The sequence below is a fragment of the Nonomuraea sp. N2-4H genome, from assembly GCF_045291505.1.
GTDB classification, from domain to species: domain Bacteria; phylum Actinomycetota; class Actinomycetes; order Streptosporangiales; family Streptosporangiaceae; genus Nonomuraea; species Nonomuraea fastidiosa.
The window spans coordinates 6,744,790-6,762,393 of the sequence record NZ_CP147987.1; the positions used below are offsets into that span (position 1 = coordinate 6,744,790).

Below are 17,604 nucleotides of genomic sequence, written 5' to 3' on the forward strand. Positions count from 1 at the left end.
GCAATCGGACGACCGAAACAGTCAAATGTCGATGCAAACTTTTACAAACCAGACATAGAAACGGCATCAGGTGGATGTTCTCGACCGGCGACTCGTCGCCGCCCTGCAAGTGAGCCCCCGCGCGTCGTGGGGCGAGATCGGCAGGGCCGTCGGCGAGCACGAACGCACGGTCGCGCGGCGCTTGCAGCGGCTGATGGCCGACGGCGTCGTCCGCGTCACCGCCATCTACGATGACCTGCGCACCGGCCACGGCCGTCCCGTGCACCTGCACGTCCAGGTACGTCCCGGCTCGGTGCCCGAGGTGGCCAGGGCGCTGGCCGCCCGCAACGACACCCGCTCGGTCTACGCGCTGACCGGGGCCGCCGACATCGGCTGCGAGCTGGTCGCCCCCACCAGGGAGGACCTGCACCACATCCTGTCGGCCGAGGTGACCGGCATCGACGGCGTGCTGCAGACGCAGACCCAGGTCGTGCTGCACACGTTCAGGACCGTCGCCGAGTGGCACGCGCCCTACCTGACCGAGCGCGAGGTCGCCGAGCTGCGGCCGCCCCCTCCCCCGGAGCCGCTGCTCGACGAGGAGGGCCTGACGCCGCTGGAGAAGGAGATCGCCGAACTGCTCGCCGCCGACGGGCGCATCGCGTTCACCACCGTCGCCGAGCGCCTGGACGTCTCCGTGCCGACCGCGCGCAGGCGGCTCACCTCGCTCATCGAGCGGCGGCTGCTGCTGCCGCGCGCCGAGGTGGAGCCCGCGCTGCTCGGCCTGGAGGTCGAGGCCATGCTCTGGCTCAAGGTCCGCCCTCACGGCCTCGACAGCGTCGGCCAGCAGCTCGCCGCGCACCCCGACGTCCGTTACTGCGCCGCCACCACGGGCACTCACTCCCTCATCGTGCAGGTCGTGGCCGCGCACGAAGCGGCGCTCTACCGGTTCATGACCGGCGTCGTCGGCAAGTACGACGAGATCACCGACGTCGACCTCACCCTGATCACCCGCGCCTACAAGCGCGGTCACCTCCATAAGTCCGGATTGCTCACGCTCGATCACCGTTGGGAGAACACACCATGACCCCTGCCGAGAGGGAAGTCGCCGACCTGTGCGCGGAGCTCATCCGCGTGGACAGCAGCAACTACGGCGACGGCAGCGGCCCCGGTGAGCGGGCCGCCGCCGAGGTCGTCATGGCCAGGCTGGCCGAGGTCGGCATCGAGCCGGCCTACATCGAGAGCGAGCCGGGCCGCGGGAACGTCATCACCCGCATCGAGGGCACCGACTCCTCGCTGCCCGCCCTGCTCGTGCACGGCCACCTGGACGTCGTGCCGGCCAACGCCGCCGACTGGTCGGTGGACCCGTTCGCGGGCGAGGTGCGCGACGGCTACATCTGGGGCCGCGGCGCCGTGGACATGAAGGACATGGACGCGATGATGCTGGCCGTGCTGCGCCGCTTCAAGCGCGAGGGCGTCAGGCCGCGCCGCGACATCGTCTTCGCCTGGGTGGCCGACGAGGAGGCCGGCGGCGTCTACGGCGCCAAGTACCTCACCGCGAACCACCCCGAGCTGTTCGAGGGCGTCACCGAGTCGATCAGCGAGGTCGGCGGCTACTCGCTCGAAGTGGACCCGTCGCTGCGGCTCTACCTCATCGAGACCGCCCAGAAGGGCCTGGCCTGGATGAAGCTCATCGCCGACGGCACGGCCGGCCACGGCTCCATGCTCAACGACGACAACGCCGTCACCGAGATCGCCAAGGCGGTGGCCAGGATCGGCGCCCACGACTGGCCGCTGACCTACACCGAGACCGTGCGCCGCTTCCTCACCGAGGTCGCCGACGCCTTCGGCATCCCGTTCGACGAGAACGACCCGCAGCCGATCCTCGACAAGATCGGGCCGCTGGTGCGCTTCGTCGGCGCGACGCTGCGCAACACCACCAACCCGACGCAGCTCGGCGCCGGCTACAAGTCGAACGTCATCCCCGGCCAGGCCACGGCCGTCGTGGACGGGCGCTTCCTGCCCGGCCACGAGGAGGAGTTCTTCAAGACCATCGACGAGCTCATCGGGCCGAAGGTGCGGCGCGAGTTCGTGCACCACGACATCGCGCTGGAGACCTCGTTCGACGGCGCGCTGGTCGAGTCGATGATCGCGGCGCTGAAGGCCGAGGACCCGTCCGCGCGGGCCATCCCGTACTGCATGTCGGGCGGCACCGACAACAAGACGTTCTTCGCCGACCTCGGCGTGCGCGGCTTCGGTTTCGTGCCGCTGCGGCTGCCCGCCGACATGGACTTCGCCTCGATGTTCCACGGCGTGGACGAGCGGGTGCCGGTGGACGCGCTGCAGTTCGGCGTGCGGGTGCTGGACAGGCTGCTTCTAAACTACTGAAGGTGACGAAAGACGCATACACCCTGGCCAGTGAGGCCGCCGCGGCGCTGCGCAGCGCCGCGGGCCTCGACAAGCTCGACGCGCCGCTGGACGTGGCGCTCGTCATGGGGTCGGGGTGGGTGCCCGCCGCCGACGCGCTCGGCGAGACGGTGAGCGAGATCCCCTTCACCGACCTGCCGGGCTTCCGCGCCCCCGCCGTCGCCGGGCACGGCGGCAAGATCCGCGTCGTCCGCACCCCCGGCGGCCGGTACGCGCTGATCTACCTCGGCCGCACCCACCTGTACGAAGGGCTCGGGGTGGACGCGGTGGTCCACGGCGTGCGCACGGCCGCCGCGGCAGGCGTGCGCACGCTGGTGCTCACCAACGCGGCGGGCGGCCTGCGCCCCGAGACCCAGAACGTCGGCGACCCGGTCCTGATCAGCGACCACATCAACCTGACCGGGGCCAACCCGATCACCGGCACCACGTTCATCGACCTCACCGAGGTCTACTCGCGGCGGCTGCGCGCGCTCGTGCGCGAGGTCGACCCGACCCTGGCCGAGGGCGTGTACGTGGCCTTCAGGGGCCCGACGTACGAGACGCCCGCCGAGATCCGCATGCTGCGCACGCTCGGCGGCGACATGGTCGGCATGTCCACCGTCCTCGAGGCCATCGCCGCCCGCGAGGCGAACCTGGAGGTGCTCGGCATCTCCCTCGTCACCAACCCGGGCGCCGGGCTGTCGGGCGAGCCGCTCGACCACGAGGAGGTCCTTCAGGTCGGCCGGGCGACCGCCGCCCGCATGGGCGTGCTGCTGGCCAAGGTGGTGGACCGGCTGTGAGCCTCCTGGAGGAGGCCCGCGCCTGGCTGGCTCAGGACCCCGACCCCGACACCAGGGCCGAGCTGTCGGCCCTGATCGAGACCGAGGACCTGCCCGCGCTGCGGGAACGCTTCGGATCCCGGCTGGAGTTCGGCACCGCGGGCCTGCGCGGCGAGCTGGGCGCCGGGCCGAACCGGATGAACCGGGTGACCGTGATGCGCGCCGCCGCCGGCCTGGCCGCGGTGCTCGGGCCCGGCAAGCACGTCGTCATCGGCTACGACGCCCGGCACAAGTCCGACGTCTTCGCCCGCGACACCGCCGCCGTGCTCACCGGCGCCGGGGTGAACGCCTCGCTGCTGCCGCGCCCGCTGCCCACGCCCGTGCTGGCCTTCGCCGTACGCCACCTGGGCGCCGACGCCGGGGTGACGGTCACGGCCAGCCACAACCCGCCCCGCGACAACGGCTACAAGGTCTACTGGGGCGACGGCTCCCAGATCGTGCCGCCCATCGACGCCCGGATCTCGGCCGCCATCGACGCGGTCGGGCGGGTGGACGAGCTGCCGCTCGGCGGCCCCGGCACGCTGACCGAGCTGGGCGACGACATCGTCGACGACTACATCGCCGCACTGACCACGCTCCCCCTCGGTGACGCGCGCGAGCTGCGGGTGGCGTACACGCCGCTGCACGGCGTCGGCGCTGCCACGCTGACCGGCGCGTTCCTCGCCGCCGGGTTCGAGAGCCCGATGGCCGTCGAGGAGCAGCGCAACCCCGACCCTGACTTCCCCACCGTCGCCTTCCCCAACCCGGAAGAGCCGGGCGCGATGGACCTCGCCGTCGCGCTGGCCGCCAAGACCGGCGCGGACCTGGTGCTGGCCAACGACCCCGACGCCGACAGGTGCGCGGTGGGCGTGCCGCTGCCGGACGGCGGCGTACGCATGCTGACCGGCGACGAGGTCGGCGGCCTGCTCGCCGAGCACGTCATCGCGCACACCACCGGCGACCGCATGGTGGCCACCACCATCGTCTCCTCCAGCCTGCTCGCCAAGATCGCTCAGGCGCACGGCGTGCGCTACGGCGAGACGCTGACCGGCTTCAAGTGGATCATCAAGGCGGGTCCCGGGCTGGTGTTCGGCTACGAGGAGGCCATCGGCTACAGCGTCGGCTCCGACACCGGCCTGCCGGTCCGCGACAAGGACGGCATCGGCGCCGCGCTCACCGTCGCCGCCATCGCCGCCGCTGCCAAGCGCGACGGGCGTACGCTGCTGGACCTGCTCGACGACCAGGCCCGCCGCTACGGCCTGCACGCCACCACCCAGCTCTCCTTCCGCGTCGCCGACCTGTCGCTGATCGCCGGGGCCATGGCGCGGCTGCGCGCCGAGCCGCCCACCGGCCTCGGCGGCCTCGCGGTGACCGCCGCCGACGACCTCACGCGCGGCGACGGCGGCCTGCCGCCGACCGACGGGCTGCGCTACCGGCTGGCGGACGGCGCCCGCGTGGTCGTCCGCCCGTCCGGCACCGAGCCCAAGCTGAAGTGCTACCTGGAGGTCGTCGTCCCGGTCGCCACCACCCCCGCCGTGGCCCGCGCGGTGGCCGCCGAGCGTCTCGAGGCGATCAAGTCCGACCTCGCCGCCCGGCTCGGCCTCGGGTGACGGCGTACGAGCGCTTCCTCGGCCACGTCCTGCCGGACCCCGAGGGGCACGACTCGTGCGGGCACGACCTCGCGTTCCCGCGGGTGCGCTGACCGCTCGGGCCGGCAGGCGCGCTGACGGCTTGGAAGAGCAGGGCTTCAGCCGGCAGGGGCGCTGACGGCTTCGGCCGGAAGGCGCTCGGCCAGGCGGAGCAGGCCGGCGGCGGCGAGGGCAAGCAGCGTGCCGAGCGCCGCCCAGAGCAGCGGCGGCGAGAAGCTCACCAGCGCCGAGAACCCGGCCGGCGCCACCACCTGCCCGACCGCCCACGTCATCTGGTGCACGGCCAGGTAGCGCCCCCGCAGCCCGGCGGGCGCCGCCCCGGCGGCCAGCGACGCGGCGGGCGCCGTGTGCAGCAGCTCGGCCAGCGTGAAGACCAGGGTCGCCACGACCAGCACCGCCACCCTGGGCACCCCTGACGGGGCCAGGGCGGCGACCCCGTACAGGGCGCAGGCCAGCACGAACACGCCGCCCGCCAGCGCCATCGCATGCGTACGGCGGGCATGCCGCTGCACGTGCCGCACCGGAAGCTGACCCGCCGCGACGAGCAGGGTCCGCACAGGACGACCGATGCCGACGTCCCACCCCGCGCAAGAGGACCGACGCCGCCGCAGGCCCGAGCGGCGCGTGTCTGCCCCGGCAGGCGCATCCGGCCCGGTGGACGAGACCGCCTGGCAGGCGGGACCCGGGCCAGGGAGCGGTTAGGCCAGGCGGATCTGGAGGTCCGTGAGCCAGCCGGCGGGGTCGGGTTCGGTGCGCGGGTCCGTGTTGTACAGCTCCAGGCGGCAGCCCCAGTGCTCGGCGCCGTCTCGTTCGGTCACGTCCCACGTCACGCCTTGCTCCGCGCCCCACGCGAGCAGCGCGCCCGTGGCCCCCGCGAGGCCGTCGAAGGGGCCGCGGTGGGTGGCGGTGGCGTAGCGGCCGGTGGGCAGCACGCCGGCGAAGTAGTCGCCCTCCACGTCCACCGGCTCGGCGACCGGCACGCCGGCCTGCAGCACCATCCCGTCGCCGTCGGGCTCGAAGCTCTCGTAGCGCAGGAACGGTGCCCCGGCAGGGGCGAGGCCGCGTCCGGCCAGCCAGCCGACGATCTCGCCGATCCGGTCGGCGATGGCGGGGATGGTGCTCATGGTGACGGTGCCGCGCACCCCGACGTAGGGCCGGTCGGGCAGTTCCACGATCTCAGGCATGATGAAGCCTCCTTCTCCCCCATCAGACCGGCCGCGGCCGCGAAACTCATCGCCCAGGCGACGCGACGCCAGCCGCCACACCCCGTGCGACGCCGATCCCGGCCCCCGCGCGGCGCCAGCCGCCACCCCGCGCGACGCCGGTCCCGGTCCCGTCCCTACGCGACGATCGCCACGATCACCAGCACCAGCGCGACCGCCAGCACCGCGATCGAGTCGTACGACCACGTCACCCGGGCGGGCCCTGCCTGCTCGTCACGACGCTTGGCGGACTCGGCGCGGTCGCGGATCTGGTCGCCGACCCAGTCGGCGTGCGTCTTGCCCGCGAACGCCTCGGCCGCCGCCTGCTCGCCCTTCGACAGGACCGGCTCGGTGGCGAAGCGTCCTCGCTGCTTGGCGGGCGTGCCGCGCCGCTGCGCCTTGGCGCGCTCGCGGGCGCTGCTCATCGGCGTCCACAGCCGGAGCACCTGATCGTCGCCGTGGCGGACGTTGATCGAGTGGGAGACGCTGACGTCCTCGATGGAGGCCCACGGCAGGAACGTGGTGCGGAACGGGTTGCGCCCCACCAGCCCTTCCTCGGTGAGCACGGTGGCGGGGCGCAGCGCGACCGCGTAGACCAGCGCCGTCAGCGCGGCGAGCACGGCCAGCGCCACCAGCGACGACTTGCCGCTGAAGCGGACGATCAAATCGACGACGTTGAGCGCGACGAACACCAGCCAGACCCACGCCATGACGTAGGCGGCCTTACTGCGGTAGACCTGCTTCACGGCTGCCACTTGAGCTGTGCGAACCCGGGCTTGATGACGCCGTTGATGAGCGCGAGCCGCTCGTCGAACGGCAGGAACGCCGACTTCATCGCGTTGACCGTGAACCACTGCAGGTCGTCCCAGCCGTAGCCGAACGCCTCGACCAGCTTGTGGAACTCCTGCGACACGCTGGTGGAGCTCATCAGGCGGTTGTCGGTGTTGACGGTGACACGGAAGTACAGCCGCCGCAGCAGCCCGATGGGGTGCTCGGCGATCGACTCGGCGGCGCCGGTCTGCAGGTTGGACGTGGGGCACATCTCCAGCGGAATGCGCTTGTCGCGTACGTACGCCGCCAGCCGCCCCAGCTTGGCGGTGCCGTCGCTCGACACCGAGATGTCGTCGATGATCCGCACGCCGTGGCCGAGCCGGTCGGCGCCGCACCACTGGATGGCCTGCCAGATCGACGGCAGCCCGAACGCCTCACCGGCATGGATGGTGAAGTGGGCGTTCTCCCGCTGCAGGTATTCGAACGCGTCGAGGTGGCGGGTGGGAGGGTAGCCGGCCTCGGCGCCCGCGATGTCGAACCCGACCACGCCGACGTCGCGGTAGCGCACCGCCAGCTCGGCGATCTCGCGGGAGCGGGCCTGGTGGCGCATGGCGGTCAGCAGCGTGCCGACCCGGATGTTCCGCCCCTGCGAGCCGCGCTGGAAGCCCTCGAGCACGGCCTCCACCACCTGGTCGAGGCTCAGCCCCAGGGTGGTGTGCTGCTCGGGCGCGAAGCGCACCTCGGCGTAGACCACCCCGTCGGCCGCCAGGTCCTCCGCGCACTCCTGGGCGACCCGGATCAGCGACTCGCGGGTCTGCATGACGGCGACGGTGTGCTCGAACGTCTCCAGGTAGCGTTCGAGCGAGCCGGAGTCGGCCGCCTCTTCGAACCACTGGCGCAGGTGGTCGGGATCGTGGGTGGGCAGCCGGCCGTAGTCGGTCTCCCGGGCCAGCTCGACGATCGTCTCGGCGCGGAGCCCGCCGTCGAGGTGATCGTGCAGCAACACCTTGGGAGCCCGCCGGATCTCGTCAAGCGTGGGGCTCATCCGCCCATGATATGAGGACGGCCCGGCCCCCGGTCGCCCCCGCCCGTCACTCGCGGCCGGCGGCCTCGGGGAGAACGCGGGCAGGCAGACCGCGATGTACTCGGCGCCCTCGGGTCCGACGCTGTAGCGGACCTTCTCCCCCGGCGAGGTCACCACCGACTGCCCCGCGTCGACCCTGGTGGTGCCGCCGTCGTGCTCGACCAGCACGGTGCCGCGCAGCACCACGGTGTACTCGGTGAACGACGGCGTCTGCGGGGGCTCCTCCCAGCCGGGCGGCGCGATCATGTGGGCGATGGACACCGCCTCGTCGCCGCTGTTGACGCGGCCCACGTGCTCGTCGATCACCTTGCCACCGGGTACGGGGATGCGGGACGCCCCCTCGATCTTTCTCACCACGACAGGTCAGTGTGCCACGTCGAGCACGAGCCGGTCCGGCGACCCCTGCTCGGTGACCCGGAACCCGGCCCGCCTGTTCAGCGCGAGCCCGATGCCGACGCGGCCCTCGAAGTCGCCGGTCCTGACGACCTTGGTGATGTTGCCGAGCCCGGCGGTGTAGACGGGGCCGCCGCGCCAGGTGGGCTTGCCGTCCTCGTTGTGCGCGTGCGCGGGGAAGAGCGTGAGCAGCAGGTACGCGCCGCCGGGCACGTCGATGGGCTTGCCCGAGCCGTCCTGGACGAACTCGTCCACCCATTTCACGTCATATCCGGGTATGCCGCCACGCAGGTCCACCACGAGCCGGTCGTACGTGTCGTGCGCCGCGTACCGCACGCCCGTCACGATCGCCGGCTCCATGCCGCCGCGCTCGACCTCCACCTCGGCCGTGCGCGTCGGCGCCGGCTCCGCCGCCGCGCTCTTCCCTGGCGAGGAAGATGCCGTGGGCGGGGTCTGCGACAGCGTCGCCTGCCGCACGTCGCCGCACCCCGCCAGCACGGCCGGCACGACGAGCACGGTCAGCGCGGCGAGGCGGGCGAGCGGGAGCGTCCGGGCACGCGACCGCTGCCTCGGCGGCAGCAGGCGGGCGCGCGACGGCCTTTCCGGCTGCGCCAGGCGGGCGCGCGACGGCCGGCTCGGCGGCGGTGATGACGTGCGCATGCCCGGTAGATTCCCAGCGCGCGGGCCCGCAAGCGCCTATCGTTCGAGCACTCCGGGATGGGCGTCCTCCAGCGCGGCGAGCCCCTCCGGCGTGAGCCTCAGGTAGAGGCCCCGCTCCACGTCCAGCACGAGCGGCGTACCCTTGCCGCGGACCACGACCGAGATGTCGCACTCCAGGTACGTGTTCTCGTGCTCCTTCTCCAGGAAGTTGCGTTCGAGCACGTCGGCGTTGCGCGACCCGGCCTCCTCCCGGGCCTTCGAGCCGCCGCCGACGCCGCCGTACCCCACGGTCGGCGGCCTCTCATGGTGGCCGCCCTCCGGCCCCGAGCCGTGACCGCCTTCGCCACCGAGCGCCGGGTCGCCCACGCTGCCGGAAAGGCCGCCGCGCCCGGACCGGCCCCGGCCCTGTGCCCGGCCGTGCCCGGTCGTGTCCATGGCCTGCGCGTACACGCGCTGCTTGACCCGGGCCTCGGCGATCTCGCGGACCCCGGTGACCTCGATGCCGACCGTGCCGACGCCGGGCAGCTCGTACGCGTGCGTCAGCAGGTCGCCGAGGTGGGCCCGCATCGTACGTTCCTTGGTGGCCTCGTTCAGCGCGATGCCCTCGGGGCGGGAGAGCTCGAACCCGGCGGGCCTGTCGGCCGTCGCGGGCACCTCGGCGCGCAGCTTGGGCGCCACCGCCGCGAGCGGCGCCCACTCCTCCACCACCCTGGCGGCGGGGAAGGCGACCTGGTTGACGTCTCCCTTGGGCACCCCGTGGCCGAGCATGGCGGTCAGCGGGCCCGGCCCGCCCGGCTCCGCCCAGCGCGGCCGGGCCGCGACGACCTCGGTGCGCGCCGCGACCGGCGTGCCGTGCGGCACCTCCGTGGTCAGGTGGCCCGCCACCAGCAGTCCGACCTCGCCGTGCGCCTTCGCGCCGGTCGTCGCGGTGACCCCGACGTGCCGGTCGAAGAAGCGTACGGCGCCGTCGTGGCCGGTCAGCTCGCCCGCCCTGAGCAGCAGGCCGCGCGCCGCGCCCTGCACCGGCTCCATGACGGGGCCGACCTTGGTGCGTTCGAGCGTGATGTCGTACGTGACCGGGTGCCGGAACTCCTGCGGGGCCTCCCTGGTCTGGAAGCGGTTGATGTCCTTGACGTTCGTGCCGCGGGTGTCCACGCCGTGGGTGTCGTGGTAGGTCGCGGTTCCGGCCTCGCCGCCGACGATGTCGCCGTCCGAGGTCCCGATGTAGCGGCCGAGCAGCTCGGCGCCGTGATCGGTGCCCCGCTCGTTGAGCGTCAGGCCGCCGCTGAGCCGCTCGCTGCGCAGCATCAGGCCCGTGTCGGGGCGTTCGCCGACGTGTACGCCGTCGCCGAGTTCGGCGGTGACCCTGATGCCGACGCGTTCGGTGACCCGCCCGGCCGCGTCGGTGACGAACAGCCACGAGGACACGCCGTTCCCGCGCAGGTCGCCCAGCTTGGTGGCGAGCGCCTCCTGGCCGAAGTGGCCGCGCAGGTGCTCGGCCACCGGGTGCGTGGTGAACTCCTGGCCGGGCAGGAGCAGGCCCTCGCCGCGCAGCGTCTCGACGATCGCGGGCAGGACGCCGCGCGCATCGAGATGGTGCACGGAGGCGGTGCTCATCGCCGCCTCGGGGGCCACGTAGGCACGCGCCACCTCCCCGGCCGTCTCGGCCCCCTCCGCGGCCTGCTCGGGGGTACGCCCCGCCTCCGCACCGGACGCCTCGGGGACGTCCAGGGCGTGGCGGCGGGCCACCTCGTCGGGCAGCACGATGTCCATGATGTCGGACACGCGAAGGTAGACCGGCTCCCCTTGCTCGACGACCCGCCCGTCGGTCCTGCTCGGCGTCACGGTCAGCACCAGGTCGCCCCGGTACCAGTGCGAGGTGCCGCCGTCGTTGTAGGTGACCCGGCTGACGTCGCCGCCACCACGGTAGGACGTCTCCAGCGACATGCTCTTCGCGGCGGCGTGCCCGCCGGCCCGCGCCAGCAGCTTGTGCTCGGTCCCGGTGGCCGGGTGGCCGCCCTCGCCGTCGCCGCCGAGCGTGAGCCGCACGCCGGCCCGCGCGTGCCCGCCGACGCTGCGCGCGCCGCGCTCGCCCTCCGCCACGCGCGAGTTGCTGCTGGCGTACGCCTCGTGCTCGACCCCGGTCTCCGACTTCACGTACGTCATGCCCGCCACGTCGGCACGCACGTGCAGCTCGTGCCGCCAGCCGCCGTGCTCGGCCACCAGGTGGGGCAGCCCGCCGGGATGCGACGTGATCATGGTCTCCAGGCCGATCACGTCCACGACGTTCTCGATCGTGTACGGCACGTCGAGCCGCCGCGCGGGCGCCGGCAGATCGGCCCAGGCGGCGTAGACCTCGCCTACCGCCCGCGCGAGGTCCGGCATCGCGCCCAGGCGGACGATCGCGTGCAGGCGGTCGTCGTGGGCCCACACGTCGCGGGGCGGCTCGGACAGCGGCTCGATGCGGCCGACGCCGGCGACGTCTTCCGCCAGCAGCGGCGTCTCCTGCAGGTGCGGCTCGGGCACGACGATCTCCGCCCGGCTGCCGTCCACCCGCCATGAGGTGTCCGCGACCACCTCGCCGTCCCGCGAGATCCGCATGCTGACGTCGAACGAGAGGTCCCTGGTGAAGGTGAAGCCGCCGCCCGCCTCGGTACGGTCGTAGCGCGTGTGTCCCGACGTGACCGCGACCGTGTCGGCCTTCGTGCCGCTCAGGATGCCCGCGATGTTGGGGGCGTCCACCTTCAGCAGGCCCCCGGGCACGCCGGTGTTGAGCGCCCTGCCGATGTCCACCCGTGCCACGGCGGCCAGCTCGCCGCGCAGGCCCGCCGAGACCTCGCGCTGGCTGGTGCCGTTCCAGGAGGTGATGCGGCGCTCGTTCAGCACCTGGTTGGCCGCGCCGACCTCCTGCCTGGCGCCGAGCTCGCCGCGCGCCACCACCTCGATCGTGTGCCCGGCGATCGCGCGCTCGTACCTGATGCCGTTCAGCGCGTACGTCAGGTCCGCCTCCAGGGCGGCGCCGCCGAAGCGGAGCTCCAGGTCGCGGACGATCTGCCGCCTGATGTTCTGCGGCATGTCGGGCAGCGCCTGCTCGACGGCCTGGCGCAGCTCGGTGAACAGCCGCGTGTCCGCGTGCACCCTGATGGCGCTGCCCAGGCCGGGCCCGCGTCCCGCCGCGAGCGTGCGCGGTTCGAGCGGGTGCGGGTCGTAGACCGTCCTGTCGGGGGCGAAGTCCCGGCGTATGCGGTTCAGCTCTCTGTGCAGGTCGGCCAGCTCCTCCTGGATGCGGCCGAACTCGCTCGGCGGGGTCAGCTCATGGCCGAAGACGTCGCGTTCGAGTCCCGGCGCGTCCCGGGCCGGCAGGGCCAGCTCGGCGGGCACCTCCACGGTGAACGTGCCCATCGTCTCGGTCTCGACCCGCAGGCGCAGGTGGGCGTCGTACATGGTGAGGTCGGCCTTCTCGGTGACCACGGTGTGGTTGCCGAGCGCCCGGTTCGAGGTCGCGATGTGGTCGGAGCCGAAGCCGAAGCCGAAGACGCCGCGCCCGATGGCCTCGGCGAAGCGCCCGACGCGCACGCCGATCTTGCCGCCCACGTGCAGGTTGAGGTCCCTGCCCTGCCGGTACGCCGTGTTCTCGCCGTTGCGGCGCCCGAGGTCGTCCCTGAGCATGCCTTCGACAGGGGGACCGTCCACGCGTACCGGCTCGATCCGCGCCACCTCGCCGGTGATCCTGATGGACTCCTCGGCCGAGCGCAGCATCGACGTCTTGAACGTGACCGCCTCGGAGACCGCCCCGCTCGACAGCAGCGCCTGGCTGCGGTTCTTGATGCCCTGCTCCTGCAGGATGGTCGAGGTGAGGTGGTCGATGATCTTGACGACCTCGCCCGCGGGCACCCCCTGGGCGAGCGCGCGACGCTGCACCTCCAGGACGAGCGGCGTCATGTCCAGCCCGCTGACCGTGATCCCGTGGTCGCGGAACTTGCCCGCCGCCCCCTGCGGCACCTCGTGGCGCGGCCGGGCCGGCGGGTGGTCGGAGGGCCGCGCCGGTCCCTCGCGGGTGAACTGCTCGGGGAACGGGAGGGTCACCGACAGATCGGGGACCTTGCCCGCTCCCGTGAGCTTCGTGCCGTCGCGGTAGACGTCGATGGCGATGTCCGCGACGAAGTAGTCGTGCGTGGGCGAGATGACCTTGTGGCCGCTCATCACCTCAAGGGTGCTCATGTGCGTGGTCCGCGTGGAGTCCACCAGGCCCGTACGGGGCAGCGCGGTCGACTCCTCCGCCGCGTCCGGCGACTCGGACAGGTTGCGGACCAGGCCGCCGTTGACCTCGCGTGAGGAGGAGCGTACGGACTTGCCCTCCACGCCGTCACCGCCGAACGCGACCGGCTTCTCCGGGGCCACGTCCGGGTTCTCGACGTGCCTGAAGTGTTCGGGGCGCAGCTTGAGGTAGAGCGCCTTGTCCCCGACGCTCAGCGCGTGGCCCTTCGCCAGGCGCTCGGTCCAGGCGTCGCGGTCGCCGTCGGCGAGCACCCGCTCCAGCCAGTCGCGGACCGCCGCGCGCTCCCGCTTGGTGAGGCCGGGCATGCCGTCGGTCATCGTCTGCGCGGCGGCCTTCGCGTCGCGCGGGACCTTGACGTCGTGCACGGCCGTCTCGCCGAGCGAGCCGATCTCGACGGTACGCGGCGGGCGCAGCGGCCCACGCGACTGCCCCGCGCCCTCACCCGCCCGAGCCGTCTGCCCGGCCCCTTCGGACCGCGCCGCCTGCCCGCCGCCGTCCGGGTGGGCCGTCTGCAAGGCGGCCTCTCCCCTGGGCACGGCAGGTGTCACCACAGGGCCGCCGACCGGCTGCTGTGCGCCCGCCTGCGGAGAGCCGCCCTGGGGCCCGGACTGCGGGGAGCCCGGCTCACGGGGACCGCCGGGCTGGGGGTCCGGTGCCGAGGCGAGCGAGGTGCCGGGCATGGGCCCGCCCTGGCCGCCGGGCCCGCCGCCGTGCAGGGACGTCACCAGGTGCTGCCCGTCCGCGCCGAGCGCGCTGGACGTGATGCCCTTGGCCAGCATCTCCCAGCTGAAGTTCCCCTGCGCCAGCATGGTCCCGGCGGTGGTGAGGCCGCCGGTCACGGCGTACTGCGCCGCCTGGCCGTACAGCGAGGAGTGGGCCGCCGCGATCAGCTTCTCCGCCGTGGACATCTCGGCCTTGGTCAGCCCGGCGCGCAGGCCGGGCGTGGCCAGCCGGGACAGCCCGCCCGTCAGCAGGCCCATCAGCATGCCCATCGCGCCGCCGCTCGCCGCGGAGATCGCGATCGTCTTGAGGTCGAACTCGTCCCTGCGGCCCTGCTGGATCTGCAGCGCCTGGACGCCGGCCTCCATGCCGCCCACGACGGCGGCGTAGATGGCGATGTTGCGCAGGCAGATCTTGGCGATCTGCATGACCGTCATGCGCGCGATCTGCAGGCGCGCGGGGATGAGCAGCAGCACCGCCTTGTTGACGATGGCCGCCTTGATCAGCATGGCGAGCTGGGCGATCAGCAGCCAGACCGTGGCCTCGATCATGTATTTGGCCCATTGGATCTGCACGCCCACGCCGTTGAGCGAAAGAGCGGCGTTCACCAGCCGCTCGACCAGGGTGGCGACCTTCGCGTCCGCCGTCTTCTTGACGTGCGCGGCGAAGGCGAGGTGCGCGTCGCCGTCCCAGTCGGCGCCGATCAGGCGGGCGCTCTGCGGCAGGTACGCGTCGGTGCCCTCGACGACCTGGTACGCGGCGGTGATGCAGGCGTCGGCCATGCGGAAGCAGCCGCTCTCGTCGCCTTCCGGCCAGTCCATGCCGACGACCCAGCCGACGTACGGCTTGGCCCAGTCGGGCACAAGGAACCCGTCGAACCCCATGGGCGATCAGCCGCGCCGCTCCGGCGGCCGGTCCGCCGCCTCGTAGTTACGGCTCGCCACGTTGAGGCCGGAGGTGAGGTCGTCGAGCTCGCCGAGGTAGGCCTTGAAGGCGTCCTCGATGCCCTGCTCGATGCCGGGCAGCTTCCTGGCCAGCTCGGCGCCGTACTCGTCGTTGCCGAGCGTCTTCCTGTCGCGGTCGAAGGCGGCCCGCAGAGCGGTCCTCGCCTCCTCCACGTTGGTCTTCAGGTCCTGGTAGCGGTTGCCGTGGCGGCGCAGCGACTCCGGCCGTACGGAGAAGCCGTCCTTCACCTCGCCTCCTGCCGCCGGGCGTCCTCTTGCGCGGCCGGCGAGGCAGGGCCGGGCAGGAAGGGGTCGATGCCGGGGTTCTCGCCGAAGAGCGCGTCGAGGTGCTCGGTGTCGGGCATGAGCGGCGCCATGAGCGCCCTGCCCCGCTCGGCGACCTCGGCGGTGGCCATGTCGGCCTGGCGCATGATGGCCTCGGCCAGCTCGGACGGCGACAGGCTGCGGTAGACGCGCGGGTGCAGCTCGATCCCGCGCAGCCGGCCGCCGGTGCCGACGGTGACGGCGACCAGCCCGTCCTTGGAGCGCGCGGTGTGCTCGATGGCGTTGTACTCCGCGTACGTCTCCCGGACCCGAGCGACCTCTTGGTCGATCTCGCGCGCCATCTCCTCGATCGTCGCCTCGAACGCGTCGGCCACCCGGCATCCTCCCATTCGTCCTCCGGGATTGTAGAGTCGCCGGCCGTCAACGGATGATCAGATCTCGCAGCATTGGGGGAGAATTAACCCTTTTGTCACTGAGCCCCCGCACTGAGCGAATGCAGGGGCTCTGCGATGATCACACCGTTTCGTACGCCCGTACGGACTCGGCCTGCGCCGGAACCGCCTTGCGGGCCCGCAGCCCGGTCGCCGAGATCGCCAGCCCGACCAGCGCCAGCACCAGCGACACCACGATCGCCGCGCGCAGCGAGCCGATCGAGAGCGTCTCACCGCCGCCGCCCGAGGTGAGCACGGCGGTCACCACGGCCAGCACGATCGCGCCGCCCACCTGCCCGGAGGTGTTCAGCAGGCCGGAGGCAAGGCCCTGCTCGTCGTCGTCCACGCCGCTGGTGGCCTGGATGTTGAGCGACGGGAACGACAGCGCGAACGCGATGCCGAGCAGGATCATGCCGGGGATCACCATGCCGCCCAGGCTGGGGGTGCGGTCGATGCCGAGGAAGATCGCGTACCCGCCGGCCAGCGCCGCCGCGCCGATGACGATGAGCCTGCCGGTGCCGAACCTGTCGGCGAAGTCGCCCATCTTGGTCGAGGTGAGCGCGACGAGCAGGCCGGCGGGCAGGAACGCGAGCGCGGTGCCGAGCGCCGACCAGCCCAGCAGGTTCTGGAAGTACTGCATGGCCACGAACTGGAAGGCCACGTACGAACCCATGAGGATGACCAGCCCGAGGTTGGCCCGCACGATGTGACCTGAGCGCAGGATGCCGAGCCGCACCAGCGGGTGGCGCACCTTCAGCTCGGCGAACACGAACAGGCCGAGCAGCGCGGCCACTCCGGCCAGCGAGCCGATCGTGCGGAGCGACGCCCACCCGGCCTCCGGCGCCTGCACGACCGTGAACACCAGCAGCAGCATCGACGCGGTGATCGTCACTGCGCCGAGGAGGTCGTGGCCGCCCTCGGCCCGCTCCTCACGGCCGCGCGGCAGCACCTTCAGCGCGGCGAGCAGCGCGACGATCGCGACCGGCACCGGCATCAGCAACGTCCACCGCCAGCCCAGCTCGGTCAGCAGTCCCGACAGCACCAGACCGAGGGAGTAGCCGCTCGCACCGCAGGCGGTGAAGATGCTGAGCGCCCTGTTGCGCTGCGGCCCCTCGGGGAAGGTGGTCGTGATGATCGACAAGGCGGCCGGGGCGGTGAACGCGGCGGCCACGCCCTTCACGAAGCGCGCCGCGATCAGCAACCCGCCGTCGTCCACCACACCGCCGAGCAACGACGCCACGGCGAACACGCCCAAGGCGACCAGGAACACCCTGCGCCGCCCGAGCAGGTCGGCGGTCCTGCCGCCGAGCAGCAGCAGGCCGCCGTAGCCGAGCACGTAGCCGCTCACCACCCACTGCAGCGATGAGGTCGTCAAACCGAGATCGTGCTGGATGGCGGGCAGCGCGACACCCACCATCGAGACGTCAAGCGCGTCAAGAAAGATCACTGCACAGAGGACGGCCAGTGCCGCCCAGCGCGAGGAAGAGGAGGTCATGACGCGACACAATACATGCACGCGCATCTAATGCAAATGCATTTAATGTCGTTGCATGCTCGTTTGACGTGGTGGTAATCTCCGCGACATGGACGCGGAGCACGTGGTCGAGACCTGGCGTTACGTCCTGGCCAAGCACTCCCAGGCGATGTGCGCGCTGGAGCGGGAGCTGGGCGAGCGTCACGGCCTCGGGCCCAGCGAGTTCGAGGTGCTCGACCGGATCGTCCATCACGATCGCAAGCTCCGCATCCAGGAGCTGTGCGACGAGGTCCACCTCAGCCAGAGCGCGCTCTCACGGGTGGTGGGGCGGCTGGAGAAGGCCGCGCTCGTCTCGCGCGGGGTCTGCGACGCCGACCGGCGCGGGGTGTTCGTCAGCATCACCGAGGAGGGCCGCGCGCGGCACGCCGAGGCGCTGCCCACGCAGCGCGCCGTGCTCAACGAGATCTTCAGCGGCGAACCGGCGGCGCGATGACGAACGCCGCACGACCCCC

14 protein-coding genes are annotated in these 17,604 nt (G+C 72.6%); 5 read left to right on the top strand and 9 right to left on the bottom strand.

What is annotated here, in order from left to right; genetic code table 11:
• Positions 1 to 70: 70 nt before the first annotated feature.
• From WBK31_RS30805 to WBK31_RS30820, 4 genes are read left to right on the top strand one after another with little or no spacing between them, the layout of a single operon-like run.
• Positions 71 to 1,063 (top strand): Lrp/AsnC family transcriptional regulator, encoded by a 993-nt coding sequence (locus WBK31_RS30805; RefSeq protein WP_364059714.1) that lies wholly within the window; start codon positions 71 to 73, stop codon positions 1,061 to 1,063.
• A complete protein-coding gene (locus WBK31_RS30810) occupies positions 1,060 to 2,364 on the top strand; it encodes a M20/M25/M40 family metallo-hydrolase (protein ID WP_364059711.1) in 1,305 nt (434 codons plus the stop codon). The genes WBK31_RS30805 and WBK31_RS30810 overlap by 4 nt, the downstream gene beginning before the upstream one ends.
• 2 nt (positions 2,365 to 2,366) lie before the next feature.
• Positions 2,367 to 3,182 carry a purine-nucleoside phosphorylase gene (locus WBK31_RS30815; protein ID WP_364059708.1) on the top strand — a complete coding sequence of 272 codons (816 nt, stop codon included), beginning with the start codon at positions 2,367 to 2,369 and terminating at the stop codon, positions 3,180 to 3,182.
• Complete coding sequence (locus WBK31_RS30820; protein ID WP_378786244.1) at positions 3,179 to 4,810, top strand: phospho-sugar mutase; 1,632 nt, start codon at positions 3,179 to 3,181, stop codon at positions 4,808 to 4,810. The genes WBK31_RS30815 and WBK31_RS30820 overlap by 4 nt, the downstream gene beginning before the upstream one ends.
• A gap of 137 nt (positions 4,811 to 4,947) precedes the next feature.
• Here the strand turns inward: WBK31_RS30820 and WBK31_RS30825 are convergent, their stop codons facing one another.
• The 9 genes from WBK31_RS30825 to WBK31_RS30865 form a co-directional block, all read right to left on the bottom strand.
• Entirely contained in the window at positions 4,948 to 5,406 is a 459-nt protein-coding gene (locus tag WBK31_RS30825) for a hypothetical protein (protein WP_364059702.1), read from the bottom strand.
• Positions 5,407 to 5,547: 141 nt separating this feature from the next.
• The gene (locus WBK31_RS30830) at positions 5,548 to 6,033 is read right to left on the bottom strand and encodes a GyrI-like domain-containing protein (protein ID WP_406673559.1); all 486 of its coding nucleotides are present in this window, start codon (positions 6,031 to 6,033) and stop codon (positions 5,548 to 5,550) included.
• Positions 6,034 to 6,188: 155 nt separating this feature from the next.
• Entirely contained in the window at positions 6,189 to 6,797 is a 609-nt protein-coding gene (locus WBK31_RS30835) for a PH domain-containing protein (protein ID WP_364059696.1), read from the bottom strand.
• Positions 6,794 to 7,867 (bottom strand): adenosine deaminase, encoded by a 1,074-nt coding sequence (locus tag WBK31_RS30840; protein ID WP_364059693.1) that lies wholly within the window; start codon positions 7,865 to 7,867, stop codon positions 6,794 to 6,796. Before WBK31_RS30840 ends, WBK31_RS30835 begins: the two co-directional genes overlap by 4 nt.
• 402 nt (positions 7,868 to 8,269) lie before the next feature.
• Positions 8,270 to 8,959: a hypothetical protein gene (locus WBK31_RS30845; RefSeq protein ID WP_378786237.1), complete on the bottom strand. Its 690-nt coding sequence runs from the start codon at positions 8,957 to 8,959 to the stop codon at positions 8,270 to 8,272.
• 36 nt (positions 8,960 to 8,995) lie between these two features.
• Positions 8,996 to 14,842, bottom strand: coding sequence for a proline-rich domain-containing protein (locus tag WBK31_RS30850; protein WP_364059684.1), 5,847 nt, complete (start codon positions 14,840 to 14,842; stop codon positions 8,996 to 8,998).
• 6 nt (positions 14,843 to 14,848) lie between these two features.
• Positions 14,849 to 15,151, bottom strand: a complete 303-nt coding sequence (locus WBK31_RS30855; RefSeq protein ID WP_364059681.1) for a type VII secretion target — start codon at positions 15,149 to 15,151, stop codon at positions 14,849 to 14,851.
• Positions 15,148 to 15,561, bottom strand: coding sequence for a YbaB/EbfC family nucleoid-associated protein (locus tag WBK31_RS30860; protein ID WP_364059678.1), 414 nt, complete (start codon positions 15,559 to 15,561; stop codon positions 15,148 to 15,150). The genes WBK31_RS30855 and WBK31_RS30860 overlap by 4 nt, the downstream gene beginning before the upstream one ends.
• 139 nt (positions 15,562 to 15,700) lie before the next feature.
• Entirely contained in the window at positions 15,701 to 17,065 is a 1,365-nt protein-coding gene (locus WBK31_RS30865; RefSeq protein WP_364059675.1) for an MFS transporter, read from the bottom strand.
• Between the two features lie 136 nt (positions 17,066 to 17,201).
• Between WBK31_RS30865 and WBK31_RS30870 the strand changes: the two genes are divergently transcribed.
• Positions 17,202 to 17,585, top strand: a complete 384-nt coding sequence (locus tag WBK31_RS30870; protein WP_364059672.1) for a MarR family transcriptional regulator — start codon at positions 17,202 to 17,204, stop codon at positions 17,583 to 17,585.
• The last annotated feature ends 19 nt before the right edge of the window (positions 17,586 to 17,604 follow it).